Genomic DNA, 18,960 nt, shown 5'->3' on the forward strand with positions numbered 1-18,960 from the left:
GTTGTCACTGCGAAATCTGGAAATTGGGATCAAATCTTCAGCAAAAACTTCTATGAGCGCAACACAGTCTAACAACCTGCCACTTTGGGTACAGGATAGAGATAAAGTGATAGCAGAAAGCACTGATGTCGAGTGGCGCTATCAGACACCGCCTGATTATTCTCGTTCCAAAGAAAATCTTGCCCAAGAAAGTATCCACAATCACCTTGAAGGTACACTGGAAGCGATCGTGCAAAATTTAGTGCGAACCTTCGAGATGGAGGTATCTTTCAAAGCTAACCCACAACAGTGGTTATCTATTGTCAATGAACAGTTTCGTGTGAGTACCAATGGCGGAGTAGAGTATACCGCAGCAGATTTATCAGCCCAAGGTACTTACAATCTCTTTATGCCTGATTCAGAGCATTACAAAGCTTCAGAAGAAACCTTTGAATCATCCGCAAAAGTCTTCCACACAACATTTCCCCAAGGATTTCCTTGGGAAGTGCTGGAAGTTTTCTCAGGGCCACCAAATGTCACATTCAAATGGCGGCATTGGGGACATTTTAATGGAGAATATAAAGGCCATGCACCGACTGGAGAGACAATAGAAATTATCGGTATGAGCATTGCAAAAGTTACCGATGACTTGAAGGTTATTTCCTTAGAACACTACTTCGACAATAATCTGTTCTTGGAAAAGCTAACATCTGGTGGCAAACAGACAAATGCCCAAAAGTCGGGAAGTGCTTGTCCGTTCAGTTCTTGGTTCAAGAAATCCCCTAAGAGTTAGTTGATAAGGGTACAGAATGTCGTACTGTGCCCTTACATTATTCACACAGCAACCAAAGGATGAAAATGCAAACATACTATTACGTTTTGGCTAGTCAACGCTTTCTTCTCCAAGAAGAACCGATACACGAAGTTATCAAAGAACGCACTCGTCACTACCACGAACAAGAAAAACAAATAGATTTTTGGTTGGTTGAGCAACCAGCTTTCTTGGAAGCACCCCAATTTGCACAAATCAAGGCAAAGTGTCCCCAACCAGCAGTAGCAATTATTTCTACAAATCCCCAATTTATTACTTGGTTAAAACTGCGTTTAGAGTACGTTATCACTGGAGAATTCCAGGCTCCTTCTGAGACAATACCAGATGCTTTGGCATCGCTTGCTACCGTATCTTAAAAATGGGGAATGGGGCATGGGGAAGAGGTTATAGGTGACAGGTTATAGGGAATAATCTGTACCCTGTAACCTATAACCTATTCCCTTCTTTACTCCAATTTTATTTGCTAAGAAGAAAATATGTTTTGTAACAGTCCTTCCATTCCCACACTGAAGTAAGTAGGTTTTCAGCTTTTTTCTTATAAAATCTTCTAAGACACCTTGATTTACATAATCTAACTTTTGTGCATAGATTTCAGACTTTACCAAGTGTTTTAGGATTAGCGATATCTACGATGAGCTTCGCTTACGCAGGGTTGATTGGTGGCATGAGTTCTGTTTTTGCCCAACAAGCCATTCCTCTTTGTCAACCACCGACTTCGGGCGAGTATCTTTTATTAGTAGTCAGTCCCACAGCTGATAATCAAAAGCAGTTGCGTAGCGCCTTACCGCCTGAACTCAAAACCATTACCTGCAAATATCTCAACGAAACTGTGACGCGGATAGGGGGGTTTAAAAAGATTGATGATGCCAATCGATGGGCAAGGTATGTAAGTAATATTGTTGGCTTGTCTGCTATCATCACCACTCGACCAACAACGGCAGATGTAAAGCCGCCACAAACACAGCCACAACTACAGCAACAGCCACTTCAGCAAACAGTTAACTATAATCCTCAAGCATTAGGAGAGGGTTATGCAGTTTTGGTAGATTATTACAATCGTCCTGAACTAGTAAATAGCGTGCAGCAAGCAGTAGGAGGTAACGTAGGTTTTGTTTCTTATGGACAACGCCCTTACTTGTTGGCAGTTTATACCACCAATCAAAGTGAAGCATACAACACATTGCAGAAGCTGAACAATGGCGGTTTTGTTGCCAGCATAGTAGATAGCCGTAAAGTGATTCTGCTGCGCTCAACTGTGCGATTGTAGTGATATTAAGTTTTCTAGAATACTGATGCGATCTACCAAGTTGGTAATTTGTCAGCTGACAAATTACCAGTTCCCCATTAAAAATAGTCGCTCAAACAAGGATTTATTACCCTAGTTTAAATAAGCAAAACTAGCTAACCAACAGATGGTTATACCCAAAGCCGACCCAGCTATTACCTGAACTGGTGTATGTCCAAGTAATTCTTTCAGACGGTCTTGGCTAAAGTCTGGTTTTTCATGAAATAATTCATCAATCATTTGATTGAGGATACGAGCTTGCTTACCAGCCGCTTGGCGAACTCCGGCTGCATCGTACATAACGATGATGGCAAAAACCATCGCAAGGGCAAAATCAGGAGATGCCCAACCAAGTGTTTGCCCTACACCAGCCGCTAGAGCTGTAACTAAAGCTGAATGGGCACTGGGCATACCTCCTGTTGTCACCAAAACACGGATATTCAGTTTGCGATTTTTGACGATCTCGACTACGAGCTTTAATGCTTGAGCAATTAAACAAGCGACCAGAGCAACCAGCAGCACCCGGTTGTCTAAAATGTTGCCTATGTCCTGCATGGTATTTTGGTTAGGTTAGTAAATATTAGCAGCGTTTGTTGGTTGAGGAAACATTTAGATTCAACCCAAAATCCAAAATTAACCTAGTACATCACGGCGGAAACAGATGAATTATTCAAAATTCTCTAAAAGCTTATTTAATCAGCTTTTTGAATTTTGAATTTTCAATTCTGCTGGGCGGTAGTAGTACAGTATCGTGTAAAGAAACCACCCATTCCCAATCAATAAAATCCTTACGGTATAAGAATTTAGAATTCCGCAAAGCGTTGCTAGTTATTGCGGCTAGTAATGAAATGAGCGATCGCTTGGAGTGGCTTGGCTCTGTCTCCAAATGGTTCTAATTCTGCACAAGCTACTTTAACTAGCTCTTGGGCTTTTAAGCGCGATTCTTCAAGTCCCCAAAGGCTAGGATAGGTCACTTTCTTTGCTTTTTGGTCTTTACCAGCTGTTTTACCTAATTGCTCTTTTGTAGAAGTGATATCCAGAATATCATCTATGATTTGGAATGCTAGCCCAATATTTTCGGCATAACGGGTTAGTCGCTGCACATCTTCAGTTGATGCCCCAGCGATGATCCCGCCAGAAACTACGCAAGCTTCCAAAAGGGCGGATGTTTTGTGTCTATGAATGAAATTTAGCGTTTCTAGAGAAATATCTGATTTCCCCTCACACTCTAAATCGACAACTTGACCACCGACCAAACCAGCTGCTCCCAGCGCCCGACCAAGACGAACAATTACCTGCAAGGTAAGCTCTCTGTTAACGCTTTGGGGGGTTTTAAGGGCAACTAACTCAAAAGCGAGTGCCAACAAGCCGTCCCCAGCCAAAATCGCCACATCTTCGCCATAGACTTTATGATTTGTCAGCTTTCCCCGACGGTAATCGTCATTATCCATCGCTGGGAGATCGTCATGAATCAAAGACATTGTGTGGATCATCTCCACAGCACAAGCCGTTGGCATAGCCATTTCGATAGTGCCGCCCATCATTTCACAGGTAGCAAGACAAAGAATGGGACGTACACGCTTGCCGCCAGCTAATAACGAGTAGCGCATCGCCTCATAAATCTTTTCTGGATAAATGATGGGGATAGCCTGATCTAAAGCATTATCACAAAGCTTTTGTCGCTCTTTGAGATAGGCTACTAAGTTAAATGTGGCTTCCTCTGGTGGTGTCTTTTGAACGTTATCAGTTGCTACCATTCTTCAATTCCTGACACTTTGGGATTTTTGTCTTATACGTCACAATTTTAAGGTGCTGTGGGGCTGAAAAAATGAAGAGTTCACAATTATGAGTTAGGAATTAAGAGTTAGGAGTTGAGATGCGATTAATCGCGTCTGTACAAGAGTTAGGATTAATAATTCTTAACTTTTAACTCATCACTCTCTTTCATTTTCTTGCTGCTCTGGAATAGCTGGTGAAGGTATTTTGTAACAATATGGCAACAGTCATAGGGCCAACACCACCAGGAACGGGGGTGATAAATCCTGCTACACCAGCAGTTGATTCAAAGTCAACATCTCCAATTAAGCGACTTTTGCCACTAGCATCGATGACACGATTCATTCCCACATCTACCACAACAGCACCTGGTTTTACCATATCAGCAGTGATGAGTCCGGGACGACCTGCTGCTGCAATTAGAATATCAGCATTTTGGGTGATGCTTTTGAGGTCATGCGATCGCGAATGAGCGATCGTGACTGTAGCATCAGCTTCTAATAGCATCAGCGCCATAGGTTTACCCACCAAAATACTCCGTCCCACCACTACTGCCTGTTTTCCTTGCAATGGAATCTCATATTCCTGCAAAAGCCGCATCACACCATCTGGGGTGCAGCTGCGTAAACCGATTTCTCCCCGTACTAGTCGCCCTAGGTTAACTGGGTGCAGTCCATCAGCATCTTTATCGGGATCAATTTGATGTAGCAGAGCCACAGCATCTAAGTGGTCAGGTAAGGGCAGCTGCACAAGAATGCCATCCACCTGTTCATCATGGTTTAGTGCAGCAATGACCTCTTGTAATTCCCTAAAGGTAGTTTCGGCAGGAAAATGCTTACCAAAAGAGGCGATGCCAACTTTTGCACAGGCTTTTTCTTTATTGCGGACATAAGCGGCTGACGCTGGGTTATCACCAACCATTAACACTGCTAAACCAGGGGGTCGTCCAATTTCTGGTTGTAATTGTGTAATTGCTACAGAAAGTTCTTGCTGAATTTTTGCAGCTAAAGCTTTACCATCAAGGAGTTTGGCAGTTTTTGTTTCCATGAAAATTCCCAATTATAAATTAATGCGCTTTTTATCCAAAAGTCTAGAGTAAAAATATTGCCTATTGACTTTTAACTATTATTGTGTATCTGCTTGATGTCGTAGCGTTTCTCTCACAGTCAATCCATAATGCTTATTTTCTCAGATCAACGGCTTTATCTGAAGAATAAAGAATTGCAGGATGAAATTCAGAACATTTTTTGCTCAGTTGAGAGCGTGTTTCTGAAACCACAGAGAAAGAATATTATAAATGGGAACTGACCTAATGAAACTGGCGACAAAGCAAGCAGTGAAGCAAAAATTTGCTCAATCAGTGGCTTTCATGCAACAAACAAGAAATTTGTCCCTTTCGTTCTTATCCGTGCATAGTATTGTTTCTTACCGCCTGGGGTTGATTTTTTTATTGGTGGTAGGACTTTGTAGTTGTGGTAGTTTAACCTCATCTGGCTTGAATGGGACTAATTTCCAAATTGGTAGCAATGTCACGCCAATTCGAGAAATTAAGCCAGAACAAGACAATCGGGCTATAGTTTACATCCAAGGTCAGGTAGAAAAACAAGCTCCTCTGATGAAGCAATGGGCCTATCAAATCAATGACTCGACTGGCAAAATTTGGGTTATCACCAATCAAAAAAATCTAGCAAAGGGAGCGCAAGTGGTGATTAAGGGTAAAATTCGCTACCAAAGCATCCCTTTAGGTGGTAAAGAATTGGGGGAAGTTTATCTAGAAGAAGAGTAATCAGCAATTAAAAATTAATAATATATGAACAATCAACCAGTGCATGTAGCGATCGCAATTCTCTATCAAGAAAACAAGTTTCTCATGCAACTACGCGACAACATCCCCGGTATTCTCTACCCTGGTTACTGGGCGCTATTTGGCGGTCATATCGAACCTGGTGAAACGCCAGATGTCGCAGTGAAGCGAGAAATTTTAGAAGAAATCGGCTATGAACTACCGCCCTTTGTGGAATTTGGCTGTTATACCGACGAAAGAGTTGTCCGTCATGTCTTTCATGCACCACTATTGGTGGAATTAAATCAACTGGTTTTAAATGAAGGTTGGGATATGGGATTATTAACCCCAGAAGATATTCACCAAGGTAACTGTTATTCGCAAAACGCCCGCGAAGTACGCCCTTTGGGAAATACGCATCGGCAAATTATGTTGGATTTTATGGAGAGAAATCAATCTTAATGGGAATTGGGAATTGGGAATTGGGCATTGGGTTATTAATTTTTCTCCCCCTGCTTCCCCTGCTTCCCCTACTCCCCCTACCTTCCTCTCCCCACTCCCGCTCCCTAGAAGCCAAAATAAAGTTATAACTCTTGTGGAGTCATCACTAATGCAATCAGCAAACAAACTACCGCGATGGTTAACTATAGGATTGGCATTTCCGATTATTATTCTCAACGGTTGGCTATTGCTCCAGGTGGTGCAGTATTTTCAGCCATTGATCAGTATTATTGCAGCCGCCATTCTACTGGCTTTTGTGTTGAACTATCCAATCCAGTTTTTGCAAGAACAAGGGGTAAAACGTAACCTAGCGATCGCAGGAGTGTTACTTTTAACTCTAGTGATTTTAGTAGCTTTAGGCATTACCTTAGTTCCCCTAATTATCCAACAACTCGTTGAGCTAGCCAATATTTTGCCAAGTTGGATTGATTCTGGTACTCAGCAACTCCAAACTTTCCAGGATTGGGCGTTAAGTCAGCAACAGCTTCCCATTAATTTAAGTGGGTTATTTACCCAAGTTCTGGAACGATTATCTAACCAACTTCAGTCTTTCACTGGTAGAATTCTTGGTTTTGCCGTTGATACCATTGGTATTGTTCTCAATGTGTTGCTGGCGGTAGTGCTAACTGTCTATCTAATATTAAATGGCGAACGTCTTTGGGACGGAATATTTCAGTGGTTTCCCCATAACATTGGGTTAAGATTGCGGGAATTACTACGAGAAGACTTCCACAATTACTTTATCGGTCAAGCAACATTGGGAGCCATATTGGGGGTGACAATTACACTGGCATTTTTGACGCTGCGAGTTCCCTTGGCTTTACTTTTTGGCATCGGGATTGGTTTATTTTCTCTCTTCCCCTTTGGTACAGGATTCGGCATTGCCATAGTAAGCCTTTTGGTGGCATTGCAAAACTTTTGGTTAGGAGTTGAAGTATTAGGTATAGCCGTTGCAATCGACCAAGTTAATTCTAATTTTGTTGCACCTCGAATTCTTGGTAATTTAACTGGTTTAAATCCCGTATGGGTAGTGATTTCTTTGTTGTTGGGGGCAAAGTTAGGAGGGGTGCTGGGTTTATTAATTGCAATTCCTATTGCTAGTTTTATCAAGGATACAACAGATAGCTGGCAGGCTGGAGAGTTTAATAAGATAGATGATATCGTGTCAGAACCTGTTACAGTAACCAATGAAACAGCAAGGACTTATAGTTAGAATCCAATATCTAAATGAAGAAAAACTGACAAACAATGTCTCTTCTTTGGTTATTGTTTGATTTTCTAAACAAGCTCAGAATTTAGGTGAATCGGAATTTCAATAATAAACTCAGTCCCTTTGCCAAAAGTTGATATACATTGCAGATGACCACCGTGTTTTTCCACAACAATTTGATAACTAATAGATAAACCTAATCCAGTTCCTTTCCCAACGGGTTTAGTAGTAAAAAAGGGATCAAATAATTGCTTTTGCAAACTCTCTGGAATTCCCAGACCATTATCGGAAATGCGAATAATTACTTGATTGTCATCAGTGAGTTGAGTCCGAATACAAATTTTTCCTTTATCCCTTAACAATGACGTAGGCGCTTCGCCTTCCCGCAGGGTATGACTAATACTTCGACTACGCTCAGTACAAGTGACAAATGACTCTTCTATAGCATCAATAGCATTCGCCAAAATATTCATAAATACCTGATTGAGTAACCCGGCGTAGCACTCCACTTGGGGAAGATCGCCGTATTCTTTAATTATGTTGATGTTTTCACCTATTTGGTTATTTTGAAGACGACTTTGTAAGATTATTAGCGTACTATCAATACCTTCATGGATATCAACTAATTTTTTCTCAGATTCATCAAGACGAGAAAAATTTCGTAAAGAAAGAATGATTTGCTCGATTCGCTTGGTACCAACCTGCATAGAAGTGAGAAGACGGGGGAGATCGGTAGTTAAAAAATCCAGTTCAATTTGTGCGATCGCAGTTTTAATTTCCGTTTCTGGTTCAGGATAAGATTGTTGGTACAATCTAATAATATTGAGTAAATTTTGACTATATTCGATAGCGTGAACAAGGTTCCCAGCAATAAAGTTGACAGGATTGTTGATTTCGTGTGCAATACCAGCAACAAGTTGTCCTAATGCAGCCATTTTTTCATTCTGAATTAACCGCGTATAGTTTTGCTGAAGATCGCGAAAGCCTGCTTTAGCAACTCTAGATTGTTCTTCTACCTGTTGTAGCTGAACGAGTGTTAATACATGAATTTGGGAGTATGCTAAGAGTAATTGATGAAAATCGACTAGCTTATATTTTCCACACGTAGTTTTAATCAAAATTGGCTCGTATGCAATTTGAGGTGGTCGTTGCAAAGTTATCTCAGTTGCTTTAACAATAGGCGTATCCTCAGAAATGGCTAATATCTCTGTCTGGAAAAACTTGTAAAGAATTTTAATCGGTTTTGTAGAAAATAAAGCCAAACTGTAGGGGTAACTCATATACTCAAAAAATTTCCGCCGTGAAATCATCCCTACATACTCTTGATTGTTATTGAGGATAATTCCTGGTAATAAAGGCTCTTGCTTAAAGAGCGTAACTAAATCATTCCCTGGAAACTCTATTTCAATATGAACTTGCCAAGAGAGTAATTCTTGTAACGTTGACTCTAATCGCAAATTTGACTCATCAGTATTTGTTGTACTACGAATAGTCGATATACTCTCATGTCTTGACTGTTGAGGTAATATTTCTGGCAACATTATGAATACCCGTCTCTATAATTTCAAAATTCATCAATCGTTATAAACTTATCTTTCCCAGATTGCTCACCAAAATTCACAGTGTAGATGTGGGAATATAGAGTACCTCAGCAAATCTAATACTTTTATGAAAGCGTAGACATTTATCGGCTTATCATTAGGGGCTATTTCTCAGGTAAATTTTAATTAGGATACGTTAGTCTAAAGCAATAACACACCATTTTCATAGCGATGTGTTAAGCGCTATGAGTATCTTTTGAGCTGCAAATTATATCAAAATATTCACTTAATAAAAAGGTTAAAATATAACCTTTTTATTGATGTTCTCTTTCTATTTAATATTAAACCAAGGCCACTAGCAACAGAGTACCACCTAATGTTGTAGACTCAGGTACTTTATCTGTAAGAGACATATTAAAAATTTTATTAACCCTTAGATAACTAAATCTTTACTTTTTATTATAAAAAAAGTGGTAAAAGCTTATTTTGTAATACTTTTTAAAATTGCCATTATTTAATATGGAATCTCATAACTCATTGAGGCTAAACCGTCGCCAGTTTTTGCTACGTTCAGCGATTACGGCAGGTGGGATTATATCCACCAATTTTGTATCAAAATCACAAGTTTTTGCTGAAGCACCTGCAATTATCACCTCAGATAAAATGCGTCCTGCTATACCTTATGGCGTAGCTAGCGGAGATATTTCTAACGATAGTATTGTTATTTGGAGTCGTAGCGATCGCCCCGCCAAAATGATCGTAGAATACTCTACCAGCGAATCTTTTAGAAATGTGCAGCGAGTTGTCGGGCCCAATGCTTTACAAAATAGCGACTTTACAGCACGACTTTATCTGAGAAACCTGCCACCAGACCAACAATTATTTTATCGGGTAATCTTCCAAGACTTAGATTATAAAGGCACTTACAGCGCTCCTGTAAAAGGCTCTTTCCGAACTCCCCCCAAATTTGGGCGAGATATATTCTTTGTTTGGGGTGGCGACACCGCCGGTCAGGGATGGGGGATTAATCCTGATTTTGGTGGGATGAAAATTTACGAAACCATGCGTCAACTTAATCCCGACTTTTTCATTCACTCTGGCGATAATATTTATGCTGATGGCCCCATTCAATCAGAAGTAAAGCTAGACGACGGCACAATCTGGAAAAACATCACTACACCAGAAAAATCAAAAGTAGCAGAAACTCTTACAGAATTTCGTGGCAACTATATTTACAATTTGTTGGATAAAAACATCAAGCGTTTCAACGCTGAAGTTCCGATATTGGCACAGTGGGACGACCACGAAACAAGAAACAATTGGTATCCTGGACAAACTATCCTCAATGATGACCGTTATACAGTTAAGGATGTTAACTTGCTAGCTCAAAGAGCAAGGCAAGCATTTTTGGAATATCTGCCTATTGGGTATACAACCAATGAGTTAGACAAAGCGAAAATTTATCGCTCCTTTAAGCATGGCCCATTATTAGACATTTTCATGCTGGATGAGCGTACCTATCGGGGGCCGAATAGCCCTAATAATCAGCCAGTACCAAGTAAAGACACAGAATTTACGGGTAGAACACAAATACAATGGTTAAAAAGGCAATTGCTGTCATCAAAAGCAACATGGAAAGTGATTGCTAGTGATATGCCTCTGGGATTGATAGTTAGAGATGGTAGCACCAACTTTGAAGCTTGGGCTAACGGAGATGGCCCGGCTTTAGGAAGAGAACTAGAACTTGCAGATTTACTCAGATTTATCAAAAATAAGAATATCCAGAATGTTGTTTGGTTAACTGCTGATGTACATTACGCAGCAGCCCACTATTATGACCCCAGCAAAGCACAGTTTACCGACTTTAAGCCTTTTTGGGAGTTTGTCGCCGGGCCTCTGAACTCTGGCACATTTGGGCCAAACCAACTAGAAAATACCTTTGGCCCCCAATTGATATTTCAAAGTCTTCCTCCAGGTACAAAAGCAAATCGTCCTCCAAGTGAAGGTTTGCAATTCTTTGGAGGAGTCAAAATTGATGCTTATACAAAAGTGATGACTGTAACATTGCGTAACTTGGCTGGAGAGACTGTTTACAGTGTAGATTTGCCGCCAGAAAAATAAATCATCAAAAGCGTGGTGAAATATTAAAACAAGGGGATTTCCCCCTTGTTTAAGGTAAACAAATTCTCTTTTCTCTGTGTACTCTGCGCCTCTGTGGTTGATTAAAAATTGTACTCAGAGTAAGTTACCCATGAATATGAAGAAATAGGGAATAACCACTAGCAGCAAAAATAAAAAGCATAGCCGCAGGAAAAATTACTACATCCCTGACAATAAATAAAATCCAATCTTTTCTTAATTCTTGTTTAAATTTAAGTTCTCTCAGCTTTCGCTCAAGTTCCACATCTTCTTGTGACTGCAAACTTTCAGGTGATAAAATTAGCGGATCGTCGCCTGTACTGGCAATTATTTTTGATAAATCTGTTCTATCTGTCATGCTATTTGGACACAAATAACTAAAATACTGCTGTCGAAGTTATTTGATAAACTCTGATTACATTATAGTTGGCTGATGCTGCAAGATTGATAGCGATGATTCAAGAACTTGATCGGGTTATTTTGACTAGTGATATACCAGAATCTAGTTTAGAAGAGGGTGATATAGGTACAGTTGTTTTAGTGCATCAGAGTGGCAAAGGATATGAAGTTGAATTTGTCACATCAGATGGGGAAACTGTGGCAATTGTTTCACTATACAGCATACAAGTACGTCCAATCGGTAGAAGAGAAATTGCGCGATCACGGCTGATATATTTATAAATAATTACTTCAAAATAGGAGATTTTCAAAAGGATAACTTTGCTTCCAACGATAGGTATTAAAGTCACGTTGATCTACTGAAAAAATGCGTCCATGCCCTAAATGTTCTGCTAAAATTACTAGGGAAGCATCAGCCAAATCCATTGGAAGATCAGCATATTTTTTCATTAATTCAATAATTCGAGCAGTATGGTGAAGTTCTAAATTAAAAATCGTAAATAATTCTTGTTGCAGACTATTTAGAAAAATAATTTCAGCGTCAACTCCCTTGCGAGTTAGCAAAAGATAACAGGTTTCTGTGACAACACACCATGTTGTAATTAAAGGTTCATTATATTGTTTTAAAGCTTGTTTTGCTCTTTCGTGGTGAGTGTCTTTTTTATCAATAAGAGCTAACCAAAATCCTGTATCAACGATGATCATATTTATTATCTAATGTATTAGATAAAACTTCTTTATAGGTTGTTGATAAATTTTCGTCAACAGAACAACAACCAATTAATCCAATTTCATCAAACTTATCATAGAGACTTTTTTCTTGACTATGATTTTCTGATTCTGGTTGTGGATACCGCTTTTTGAGTAACTGAATAAAATCAAGTAGTAAGATTTGAGCTTCTTCTGGTAAAGTATCAATATCTCTAGATATCTCTTCAAATTTAATTACCATAATTAACTGCTAAATTGAGTCTTTTCAGTATTATCCCATTATAAACTACGCGGTGATGGTAGGGTGAGACGTTTGATACGGTGAGCTAGTTTATCACGAGTCAAGTATTATTACTGTTAGATTGCTCTATATTTATAGGCTAAAAAGATACTAATATGCCACTTAGCTAAATTGTAAATAGTTCTAGGTATTTTTTGTTTGCCGGAAATTTAGACGTAAATCTAGGAGTAGTTTGTTATGAGTTTACAAGAAGAAGTTGCTCAGATTTTTAGGAATTGGGGCAGTGGTATGTTGGAAGTTGAACGCAAAGCATTAAGAGAAAAGGCTTCTAAATATACAGTTGATGATTGGAAAGCAGAACACATAGTATATGTAGCTGGATCTGGTGCATTAACTGGCGCAATTGGAGGCCCAGTAGGGTTAGCAGCAATACTACCTGATCTTTTTTGGTGTAAAAAAGTAGGCACTCAGGGATGTCTTGGGATTGGTTACATCAAAGGTTACGTTATAGACTATGAAAATGACATGAACATGATCCTAGCTGTTTGGTCAGACTTAGCAGAAGCAACAGTTTCAGTACCAGTTGGAAAAGTAGGGATTAAGATTTCAAACAAGATACTTCCTAAAGTAGCTGGCAAGGTAGTAGAAAAAGTAATCCTTAAGGGAAGCAGTAAAATTGGGGCTAAACTAGCAGCAAAAGCTGCATCCAAAGCAGCGACAAAACTAACTGCGAAATTAGCAGCAAAAACTGGTGTTGGATGGATTCCTTTAATTGGTGGAGTAGTATCAGCAGGAATCAATTGGTGGTTACTAAGCGGATTGCTAGATGCGGCAGAAACTTACTATAAGAGTGATTACATTGTTTTAAAGGATGATGAGATTTCCTCACTAGCCTAAATAAAAAAATCAGTGTGAGCGCATTGCAAATCTTGTCTGTCGGGTGCGTTATGATCTTTTTATTTTTAAAGTTTTTTTGCAAACATGACTGCAAGTAATTACAACTAAGTGTAATATTTTTTATTAAAAATAAAAAATTAACTAATATGAAAAAGTTTTTTTGTTCAATTCTCATTTTAATAATATTATATGGCTGCAAAGGCTCTGGGAAACTTGCAGGTAAGATAGCAGAAGGTGTAGGGAAAGGTTTCGCTAATGCCGTAGGTGAATCTATGGTAAAAACTGGTAGCGAAGCTATTGCTAAGTCATTTAGTAATCAGAACAAAGTCTCTAAACAACAGGCTTTATGGGAAACAGCTAGTGAGATGAATAAGTCTACACCTATACAAATAGATCAAGAAACTATGCTGAATAACGTTAGTGTAGAAGGCAATGGATTAGTTTTTAACTATGAATTGATAAACTACTTATCTTTTCAAGTAGATCCAAAACAGCTTTTTCATAATATATCTCCGGTAGTACAAAATTCTCTCTGTAGCACTCCAGATACAAAACTTGCTTTGCGAAAAGGTGTATCATTTTCCTATTGTTATTTTGGTAATGATAATAGATTTATAATGAAATTCATTATAGAGCCAGCAGATTGTGGCTATTAAATTAGTGCCTGCTTACCGATTTTGTCAAGTTAAAATAACTACAATCTATATCTGCTTTTTTGTCACAAATTTCACTAAATCCTCAGAATATCCCTAACCTATTTTAAAATAGGTTAGGGATATAAATTTATAGCAATATAGCAAATCCTTAATGCAGTAACTCGATCGCACTTTTTCTCAAGTCTCCACATTCCCCACACTTCCAGATAAAAATATCACTCTTCGTCCTAGCTTCAAAACTAGCTTTTGCGACTTGTAAACTAAGTTTCTGGCTTCAAAACTAGCTTTTGTGACTCCAAAACTAGCTTTTGCAACTTCAAAACTAGCTTTTGCAACTTCAAAACTAGCTTTTGCGACTCCAAAACCAGCTTTTGTGACATCAAAACCAGCTTTTGTCAAAGGATTTCAGCAAATCTACTCCCATTTTTCCTGCTTGCTAAGTTCTCTTCAATAAAAAAACGCAAGTATACGCATTCCGACGCAATTTCAGCGTTTCTATACGTATAAATGCGATAAAAGTAGGAACAATTCCAGCTTGATTTAATAGGCGTTGCTGAATCTAGGGATGAAACGCAAAGGAAAATTCAATAAAATCATCCCGCATTTATGCAACATCATTTAATGCACTAATGCGATCGCACGTTTTGTTAACGCTTCAGCAGTCAATCCATTAAATGCCATCAACTCACCAGCACTCGCAGTTGTTTCGCCACGCTTCCAAGCAAAGGTGTCACGCTTGGCTGTACTCCGTAACAAAATTGGTTCTAGCATTCCCGCAGCACCACCTGTCACCGCAATTAGCGCATCACCATCAAATAATTCGGCAAATGCTGCATCATCCAAGAAACCGCCTTCGGGTTCAGAACAGGTATCCCACGCAGTATCATGGCTACGGTACAATTGCCGAGGATTGATCACAGAAACAATCTTCACACCAATACCTTCAGTTTCTAAGAAAGCCGCAGCTTCAAATACTGGTATTAATGTTAAATCCCCAATCACAGCAAACACAACTTGTTTATCGCCAGCAACTTCATGCAATAGCACAGCACCATCGCGCAACCCTTGACGAGTTTGTTCTAAAGTTGTGCGAATTGGCAATGGTGATTTACTAGCTGTAATCACAACTCCCTTATTCTTAGTTTTCAACGCCCAGTCATAACAGGCTTGAATACTATTAGCATCGGGAGGAAATAATGGGAAAACATTACCATTTCGCATCAACGAAGCAAAGTAAGCTTCAATTTCTGGACGTTGGTGAGTCCAACCGTTGCGCCCTTGCTCTAATGCGCCTGCTGTGAATAAAGTAATAGTCGAGGGAGTTTGACGGCGCAATTCTGCCATTGCTTGGGTTACAGTTTGCCAAATTGGTAATCCGTTGATGGCAAAAGATTCGTAAGAACACCACAAAGTTCTCGCACCCATTAACGCTAAACCCGCAGCTAAACCGGCACAAGCATCTTCACTCAATGGTTCATAAACTTGTCCATTTGGTGCTTGATTATATAAGTCGTCGGTTGTGGGGTGGATAATCTTTAATGCTTGGTTGATGTTGGCAATTCCAGATGCTTCATTACCGTCGGCGTTGGTGACAAGAAAATTCCGATCTTTATTTCCAACTATTCCTACTAATCGTCCCATCGCAGTTGTGGAAACTTTTGGTTCGCCGCCAACTGCATATTCTTCTAAAGGTAATTCGCCTAATTCTGGCAATGGTAATTCAAATTCTGTCACCACAGTTTTTGCTGCTGGGCCACCGCCTGCACGTTCTGCATTTGTTCTGACTAATTGCCAAGCTTCTGCTGACAAAGCACGGGTTTGCAATGCACTAACAATATGCGGCGCATCCAGCGTATCTTTAGGATACAAGTTGTGAGATTTCGCTCCCCGCGCGTGGACTCCTGCACCTTTGAGTTGTTTAATAATGAAGACGGTAAGTTTACCACCCAGTGCCGATCGCGCTGCTTTATCTACACCCGAAAGTACTGCTTGAGTAAATGCTAGGCGTTTCTCAAAGGAAAAAGCGGTACTATCAACGTAATCCCCTGGTTGGTTCTGATCGTCAAAATCCTTGGCATCCACTAATACGACTTCATCAAAACCGTTACCTTGCCAATATGCTTGCATCTGTTCGTTGGTTTTGAGGGAAACCATGCTGTGATGTTCTTGGCTGTAACCGTTCCACACCAACACTGGTAAGAAGTTGGTGACAGCAGGATAAGCAGTATGGAAATGTGCGATCGCACTTACAATATAAGGCTCACCCAATCCACCATCCCCAACTGTAAAGGGGAACAACTTATCTTTGTGCAACAGTGCAGCCGCCATTGCAAAGTGTTGCCCTTGTCCCAAAGGCCCCGCAGGTGCGAGAATACCGGGAATGTAACCAGAAAGGTGTCCTAAAAGTCCATGCTTTTCTCGGAAGCGATCGCGCAATTGTTGGACTGTAAAAATTCCCATGTCCTCTAGCGAACGATCCAAGAACATGGCACTATAAAATCCGGGGGCGTGGTGTCCGACTTCGGTAATAATGTTCTTGTATCCCAGCATGACAAGAGATGCGTAAGCTTCTGCTTGACTGGCGAATCCGCCGGGATGCCCAGAAGCTTTACTAGCGGTAACTTGCAAAGTCAGGTAGCGCAGGGCATCAGCAGCTAGTAAAGTTTGATATACAGCTGCTTTATCTGTGGTTGATGCGATCGCTATTTTGCCCGATTCGATAGCAGGTGTTGCACCATGAGTTTCAAAATCTGGTAATGCTTCACCAAAATATTGAATTCCTTCAGAAAAATTGGGAAGCGCTGAAGATGCTTTTGCGGAGATTGCAGTCATGCTGAGTACCTTGTGACGATGAGATGAAACTGTAGATGCTCGTTGAATTTAACCAAAATTTTACATCTTCGAGGTTGTAACAGTTTATTGCTTTTTTGCAACGTTAGAATAAGTACTTTAAATGCTTACTCAACCAAGATTTCAATTAGTTGAAGTAGCAAAAAAATATTCAGTAGGAAAAAATTTATGAAATTCCCAAATGGCCCGCAAACTCCAGCAGTTGTACAGATGCTGCGCTGGATTGTTAATCCGATGTCATTTATGGAGGCTTGTGCCAAAAGCTATGGCGAGATTTTTACTCTCCGATTAGACAAAAATCTGCCTCCTATGATAATTGTCAGCAACCCCCAAGCACAACAGCAAATTTTGACAAATGATACCAAGGAATTGGAAGCCCCTGGCGATCTGAATAAGGTGTTTGAACCTTTGCTGGGCAAGCATTCTGTAATTAGCATTAGCGGCGCAGAACACCAGCGTCACCGCCAGTTGTTGATGCCTCCCTTTCACGGCGAAAGAATGCGGAATTATAGTCAGGTGATTACTGATGTCACCAAGCAAGTCATTAGCCAATACCAGATAGGCAAACCCTTCAATATTCGATCTGCAACTCAAGCTATTACCCTGCGGGTGATTATGCAAGCTGTGTTTGGGCTACATGAAGGGCCTCGTGCCGAAAAACTACAGAACTTTTTGAGCGATCTTTTAGAAAAGGCCAGTTCTCGGTTAAGTGTGGCTTTGCTTTATTTTCCAGCTTTGCAAAGAGATTTTGGCCCGATTAAGGTCTGGGGAAACCAGATGCGCCTTCAGCAAGAAGCTGACGAACTCATCTACGAGGAAATTCGGGAACGTCGAGAACAACCAGATTCATCACGCACGGATATTCTTAGCTTACTCATGGCTGCTAGAGATGAAGCCGGTCAACCCATGACGGATGAAGAATTGCGCGATGAATTGATGACTCTGTTAGTCGCTGGTCACGAAACTACAGCTACAGCTTTAGCATGGGCATTATACTGGATTCACAAAATACCATCAGTACGCCAAAAGCTACTGCAAGAATTAGATAGCTTGGGCGATAACCCAGATCCCAACACCGTCTTCAAGTTACCCTATCTCAACGCTGTTTGTTCCGAGACATTGCGGATTTACCCAGTTGCTATGCTAACTTTTCCCAGAAAAGTAAGAACCCCGATATCGCTGGGCGGTTACGAACTAGAACCCGGTACAGTCCTACTTGGTTCTATTTATCTGACCCACCACCGGGAAGATATTTATCCAGAACCTAAGCAGTTTAAGCCAGAACGCTTTTTAGAACGGCAATTTTCTGCCTATGAATATTTGCCCTTTGGCGGTGGTGCTAGGCGCTGTATTGGGCTAGCATTCGCCCAGTTGGAAATGAAGCTAGCACTTGCTCAAATCCTTTCTAGTAAAGAATTAGAACTAGTTAATAAAGGTGAAGTACGACCTAAACGCCGTGGATTGGTGACAGGCCCAGATCGCCCTATTGAGATGGTTGTCAGGAGTCAACGTCAGGTGAAGTCTCCCATTCTACAGACAACTACTGTTTGATGTTGAGGGGTTTGATGGTTGCATTCAGGGAACCTTCAACTTTCATCTATATATTTAGATAGATTTTCAATGCTTTTAAATAATCCCCCATAATCCTCTTTTAAGGAGATTTATGGGGGATTTTAATATATTGCAACTGTAAAAAGAATGAGTTTGAAGACTGAGTTCATACAGCAATATCAAACATTTTAACATCACCAAAAGACAAAGACGTAGTTTTCATAGATATATCCCAAAATAATTGAGTAAGCTTTTTCTATAAATACCTCTAAAAACTTGGTAAAAATATTATTATTATCTTTGTAAAAATTCATGTTAATGATTTGTCAGCATGATTCACCTAGCGGTAATTAACTCTCGAACATCTCCCCAAAGTATTAAAAAGGTTTGCTCTAATTCCCTAATTAAAAATTAAGCTTAGGGAGTATCTAGTGGTCTGTCTCATTAATTATGAAGGTTTATAAAAGTTCGTAGTAAGGACTTTAGTCCTTGATTTGAGCGATAAATCGCTCACTACAAACCTAGCAAAATTAATGCGATAGACCACTAGGCTTACCTCAAGTGTATTGAATTATTTGCAGCTTACTAAACCCTAAAAGTATCGAATAA

Annotated in this window: 20 protein-coding genes; 11 read left to right on the forward strand and 9 right to left on the reverse strand. The window is 40.0% G+C overall.

What is annotated here, in order from left to right:
* The first annotated feature begins 52 nt into the window (after positions 1-52).
* The 3 genes from FD724_RS21105 (at position 53) to FD724_RS21115 (ending at position 2,078) form a co-directional block, all read left to right on the forward strand.
* Entirely contained in the window at positions 53-772 is a 720-nt protein-coding gene (locus FD724_RS21105) for a SnoaL-like polyketide cyclase (RefSeq protein ID WP_114084698.1), read from the forward strand.
* 65 nt (positions 773-837) lie between these two features.
* Positions 838-1,167 carry an MgPME-cyclase complex family protein gene (locus FD724_RS21110; protein WP_114084720.1) on the forward strand — a complete coding sequence of 110 codons (330 nt, stop codon included), beginning with the start codon at positions 838-840 and terminating at the stop codon, positions 1,165-1,167.
* A gap of 275 nt (positions 1,168-1,442) precedes the next feature.
* A complete protein-coding gene (locus FD724_RS21115) occupies positions 1,443-2,078 on the forward strand; it encodes a hypothetical protein (protein ID WP_256874328.1) in 636 nt (211 codons plus the stop codon).
* A 111-nt stretch (positions 2,079-2,189) separates the two neighbouring features.
* Here the strand turns inward: FD724_RS21115 and FD724_RS21120 are convergent, their stop codons facing one another.
* The 3 genes from FD724_RS21120 to folD all read right to left on the reverse strand — a co-directional run bounded on the left by FD724_RS21120 (position 2,190) and on the right by folD (position 4,919).
* The gene (locus FD724_RS21120; RefSeq protein ID WP_114084696.1) at positions 2,190-2,651 is read right to left on the reverse strand and encodes a divergent PAP2 family protein; all 462 of its coding nucleotides are present in this window, start codon (positions 2,649-2,651) and stop codon (positions 2,190-2,192) included.
* Between the two features lie 269 nt (positions 2,652-2,920).
* Positions 2,921-3,853, reverse strand: a complete 933-nt coding sequence (gene crtE / locus FD724_RS21125; RefSeq protein ID WP_163938862.1) for a geranylgeranyl diphosphate synthase CrtE — start codon at positions 3,851-3,853, stop codon at positions 2,921-2,923.
* Positions 3,854-4,040: 187 nt separating this feature from the next.
* On the reverse strand, positions 4,041-4,919 hold the full coding sequence (gene folD / locus FD724_RS21130; RefSeq protein ID WP_179073999.1) for a bifunctional methylenetetrahydrofolate dehydrogenase/methenyltetrahydrofolate cyclohydrolase FolD: 879 nt from the start codon (positions 4,917-4,919) through the stop codon (positions 4,041-4,043).
* A gap of 250 nt (positions 4,920-5,169) precedes the next feature.
* Between folD and FD724_RS21135 the strand changes: the two genes are divergently transcribed.
* The 3 genes from FD724_RS21135 (at position 5,170) to FD724_RS21145 (ending at position 7,369) form a co-directional block, all read left to right on the forward strand.
* Positions 5,170-5,658 carry a hypothetical protein gene (locus tag FD724_RS21135; RefSeq protein WP_179074000.1) on the forward strand — a complete coding sequence of 163 codons (489 nt, stop codon included), beginning with the start codon at positions 5,170-5,172 and terminating at the stop codon, positions 5,656-5,658.
* A 24-nt stretch (positions 5,659-5,682) separates the two neighbouring features.
* A complete protein-coding gene (locus FD724_RS21140) occupies positions 5,683-6,117 on the forward strand; it encodes an NUDIX hydrolase (RefSeq protein ID WP_179074001.1) in 435 nt (144 codons plus the stop codon).
* 148 nt (positions 6,118-6,265) lie between these two features.
* On the forward strand, positions 6,266-7,369 hold the full coding sequence (locus FD724_RS21145) for an AI-2E family transporter (protein ID WP_179074002.1): 1,104 nt from the start codon (positions 6,266-6,268) through the stop codon (positions 7,367-7,369).
* Positions 7,370-7,434: 65 nt separating this feature from the next.
* On the opposite strand, the gene FD724_RS21150 is transcribed toward FD724_RS21145, so the two are convergent.
* Complete coding sequence (locus tag FD724_RS21150; RefSeq protein WP_179074003.1) at positions 7,435-8,907, reverse strand: sensor histidine kinase; 1,473 nt, start codon at positions 8,905-8,907, stop codon at positions 7,435-7,437.
* Between the two features lie 519 nt (positions 8,908-9,426).
* On the opposite strand from FD724_RS21150, the gene FD724_RS21155 reads away from it, so the two are divergent.
* Positions 9,427-11,028: an alkaline phosphatase gene (locus tag FD724_RS21155; RefSeq protein WP_179074004.1), complete on the forward strand. Its 1,602-nt coding sequence runs from the start codon at positions 9,427-9,429 to the stop codon at positions 11,026-11,028.
* A gap of 124 nt (positions 11,029-11,152) precedes the next feature.
* Here FD724_RS21155 and FD724_RS21160 read toward each other — a convergent pair whose 3' ends face one another.
* Positions 11,153-11,404 (reverse strand): hypothetical protein, encoded by a 252-nt coding sequence (locus tag FD724_RS21160; protein WP_179074005.1) that lies wholly within the window; start codon positions 11,402-11,404, stop codon positions 11,153-11,155.
* Between the two features lie 95 nt (positions 11,405-11,499).
* Here FD724_RS21160 and FD724_RS21165 point away from each other — a divergent pair, with 95 nt between their 5' ends.
* Positions 11,500-11,727: a DUF4926 domain-containing protein gene (locus tag FD724_RS21165; protein WP_179074006.1), complete on the forward strand. Its 228-nt coding sequence runs from the start codon at positions 11,500-11,502 to the stop codon at positions 11,725-11,727.
* 9 nt (positions 11,728-11,736) lie between these two features.
* On the opposite strand, the gene FD724_RS21170 is transcribed toward FD724_RS21165, so the two are convergent.
* Together FD724_RS21170 and FD724_RS21175 are read right to left on the reverse strand one after the other, a co-directional pair.
* Positions 11,737-12,150: a type II toxin-antitoxin system VapC family toxin gene (locus FD724_RS21170; protein ID WP_179074007.1), complete on the reverse strand. Its 414-nt coding sequence runs from the start codon at positions 12,148-12,150 to the stop codon at positions 11,737-11,739.
* On the reverse strand, positions 12,137-12,397 hold the full coding sequence (locus FD724_RS21175) for a DUF2281 domain-containing protein (RefSeq protein WP_179074008.1): 261 nt from the start codon (positions 12,395-12,397) through the stop codon (positions 12,137-12,139). The genes FD724_RS21170 and FD724_RS21175 overlap by 14 nt, the downstream gene beginning before the upstream one ends.
* 237 nt (positions 12,398-12,634) lie before the next feature.
* On the opposite strand from FD724_RS21175, the gene FD724_RS21180 reads away from it, so the two are divergent.
* Entirely contained in the window at positions 12,635-13,294 is a 660-nt protein-coding gene (locus FD724_RS21180; protein WP_179074009.1) for a hypothetical protein, read from the forward strand.
* A 146-nt stretch (positions 13,295-13,440) separates the two neighbouring features.
* Positions 13,441-13,950 (forward strand): hypothetical protein, encoded by a 510-nt coding sequence (locus tag FD724_RS21185; protein ID WP_179074010.1) that lies wholly within the window; start codon positions 13,441-13,443, stop codon positions 13,948-13,950.
* Positions 13,951-14,127: 177 nt separating this feature from the next.
* On the opposite strand, the gene FD724_RS21190 is transcribed toward FD724_RS21185, so the two are convergent.
* Both FD724_RS21190 and FD724_RS21195 read right to left on the reverse strand, forming a co-directional pair.
* Positions 14,128-14,349 (reverse strand): hypothetical protein, encoded by a 222-nt coding sequence (locus tag FD724_RS21190; protein WP_179074011.1) that lies wholly within the window; start codon positions 14,347-14,349, stop codon positions 14,128-14,130.
* 219 nt (positions 14,350-14,568) lie between these two features.
* Positions 14,569-16,782 (reverse strand): phosphoketolase, encoded by a 2,214-nt coding sequence (locus FD724_RS21195; RefSeq protein ID WP_179074012.1) that lies wholly within the window; start codon positions 16,780-16,782, stop codon positions 14,569-14,571.
* A 186-nt stretch (positions 16,783-16,968) separates the two neighbouring features.
* Here FD724_RS21195 and FD724_RS21200 point away from each other — a divergent pair, with 186 nt between their 5' ends.
* The gene (locus FD724_RS21200) at positions 16,969-18,351 is read left to right on the forward strand and encodes a cytochrome P450 (RefSeq protein WP_179074013.1); all 1,383 of its coding nucleotides are present in this window, start codon (positions 16,969-16,971) and stop codon (positions 18,349-18,351) included.
* The last annotated feature ends 609 nt before the right edge of the window (positions 18,352-18,960 follow it).

Origin of the sequence: Nostoc sp. C057 (assembly GCF_013393925.1) — a bacterium.
GTDB lineage: Bacteria > Cyanobacteriota > Cyanobacteriia > Cyanobacteriales > Nostocaceae > Nostoc > Nostoc muscorum_A.

What these genes read in the sequence shown, in the direction of transcription:
- FD724_RS21195 (WP_179074012.1), bottom strand. Translation starts at nt 16,782, where the DNA reads ATGACTGCAATCTCCGCAAAAGCATCTTCAGCGCTTCCCAATTTTTCT.
- FD724_RS21115 (WP_256874328.1), top strand. Translation starts at nt 1,443, where the DNA reads ATGAGCTTCGCTTACGCAGGGTTGATTGGTGGCATGAGTTCTGTTTTT.
- FD724_RS21105 (WP_114084698.1), top strand. Translation starts at nt 53, where the DNA reads ATGAGCGCAACACAGTCTAACAACCTGCCACTTTGGGTACAGGATAGA.
- FD724_RS21160 (WP_179074005.1), bottom strand. Translation starts at nt 11,404, where the DNA reads ATGACAGATAGAACAGATTTATCAAAAATAATTGCCAGTACAGGCGAC.
- FD724_RS21155 (WP_179074004.1), top strand. Translation starts at nt 9,427, where the DNA reads ATGGAATCTCATAACTCATTGAGGCTAAACCGTCGCCAGTTTTTGCTA.
- FD724_RS21165 (WP_179074006.1), top strand. Translation starts at nt 11,500, where the DNA reads ATGATTCAAGAACTTGATCGGGTTATTTTGACTAGTGATATACCAGAA.
- FD724_RS21135 (WP_179074000.1), top strand. Translation starts at nt 5,170, where the DNA reads ATGGGAACTGACCTAATGAAACTGGCGACAAAGCAAGCAGTGAAGCAA.
- FD724_RS21200 (WP_179074013.1), top strand. Translation starts at nt 16,969, where the DNA reads ATGAAATTCCCAAATGGCCCGCAAACTCCAGCAGTTGTACAGATGCTG.
- FD724_RS21120 (WP_114084696.1), bottom strand. Translation starts at nt 2,651, where the DNA reads ATGCAGGACATAGGCAACATTTTAGACAACCGGGTGCTGCTGGTTGCT.
- FD724_RS21170 (WP_179074007.1), bottom strand. Translation starts at nt 12,150, where the DNA reads ATGATCATCGTTGATACAGGATTTTGGTTAGCTCTTATTGATAAAAAA.
- FD724_RS21150 (WP_179074003.1), bottom strand. Translation starts at nt 8,907, where the DNA reads ATGTTGCCAGAAATATTACCTCAACAGTCAAGACATGAGAGTATATCG.
- FD724_RS21110 (WP_114084720.1), top strand. Translation starts at nt 838, where the DNA reads ATGCAAACATACTATTACGTTTTGGCTAGTCAACGCTTTCTTCTCCAA.
- FD724_RS21180 (WP_179074009.1), top strand. Translation starts at nt 12,635, where the DNA reads ATGAGTTTACAAGAAGAAGTTGCTCAGATTTTTAGGAATTGGGGCAGT.
- FD724_RS21185 (WP_179074010.1), top strand. Translation starts at nt 13,441, where the DNA reads ATGAAAAAGTTTTTTTGTTCAATTCTCATTTTAATAATATTATATGGC.
- crtE (WP_163938862.1), bottom strand. Translation starts at nt 3,853, where the DNA reads ATGGTAGCAACTGATAACGTTCAAAAGACACCACCAGAGGAAGCCACA.
- FD724_RS21145 (WP_179074002.1), top strand. Translation starts at nt 6,266, where the DNA reads ATGCAATCAGCAAACAAACTACCGCGATGGTTAACTATAGGATTGGCA.
- folD (WP_179073999.1), bottom strand. Translation starts at nt 4,919, where the DNA reads ATGGAAACAAAAACTGCCAAACTCCTTGATGGTAAAGCTTTAGCTGCA.
- FD724_RS21175 (WP_179074008.1), bottom strand. Translation starts at nt 12,397, where the DNA reads ATGGTAATTAAATTTGAAGAGATATCTAGAGATATTGATACTTTACCA.
- FD724_RS21140 (WP_179074001.1), top strand. Translation starts at nt 5,683, where the DNA reads ATGAACAATCAACCAGTGCATGTAGCGATCGCAATTCTCTATCAAGAA.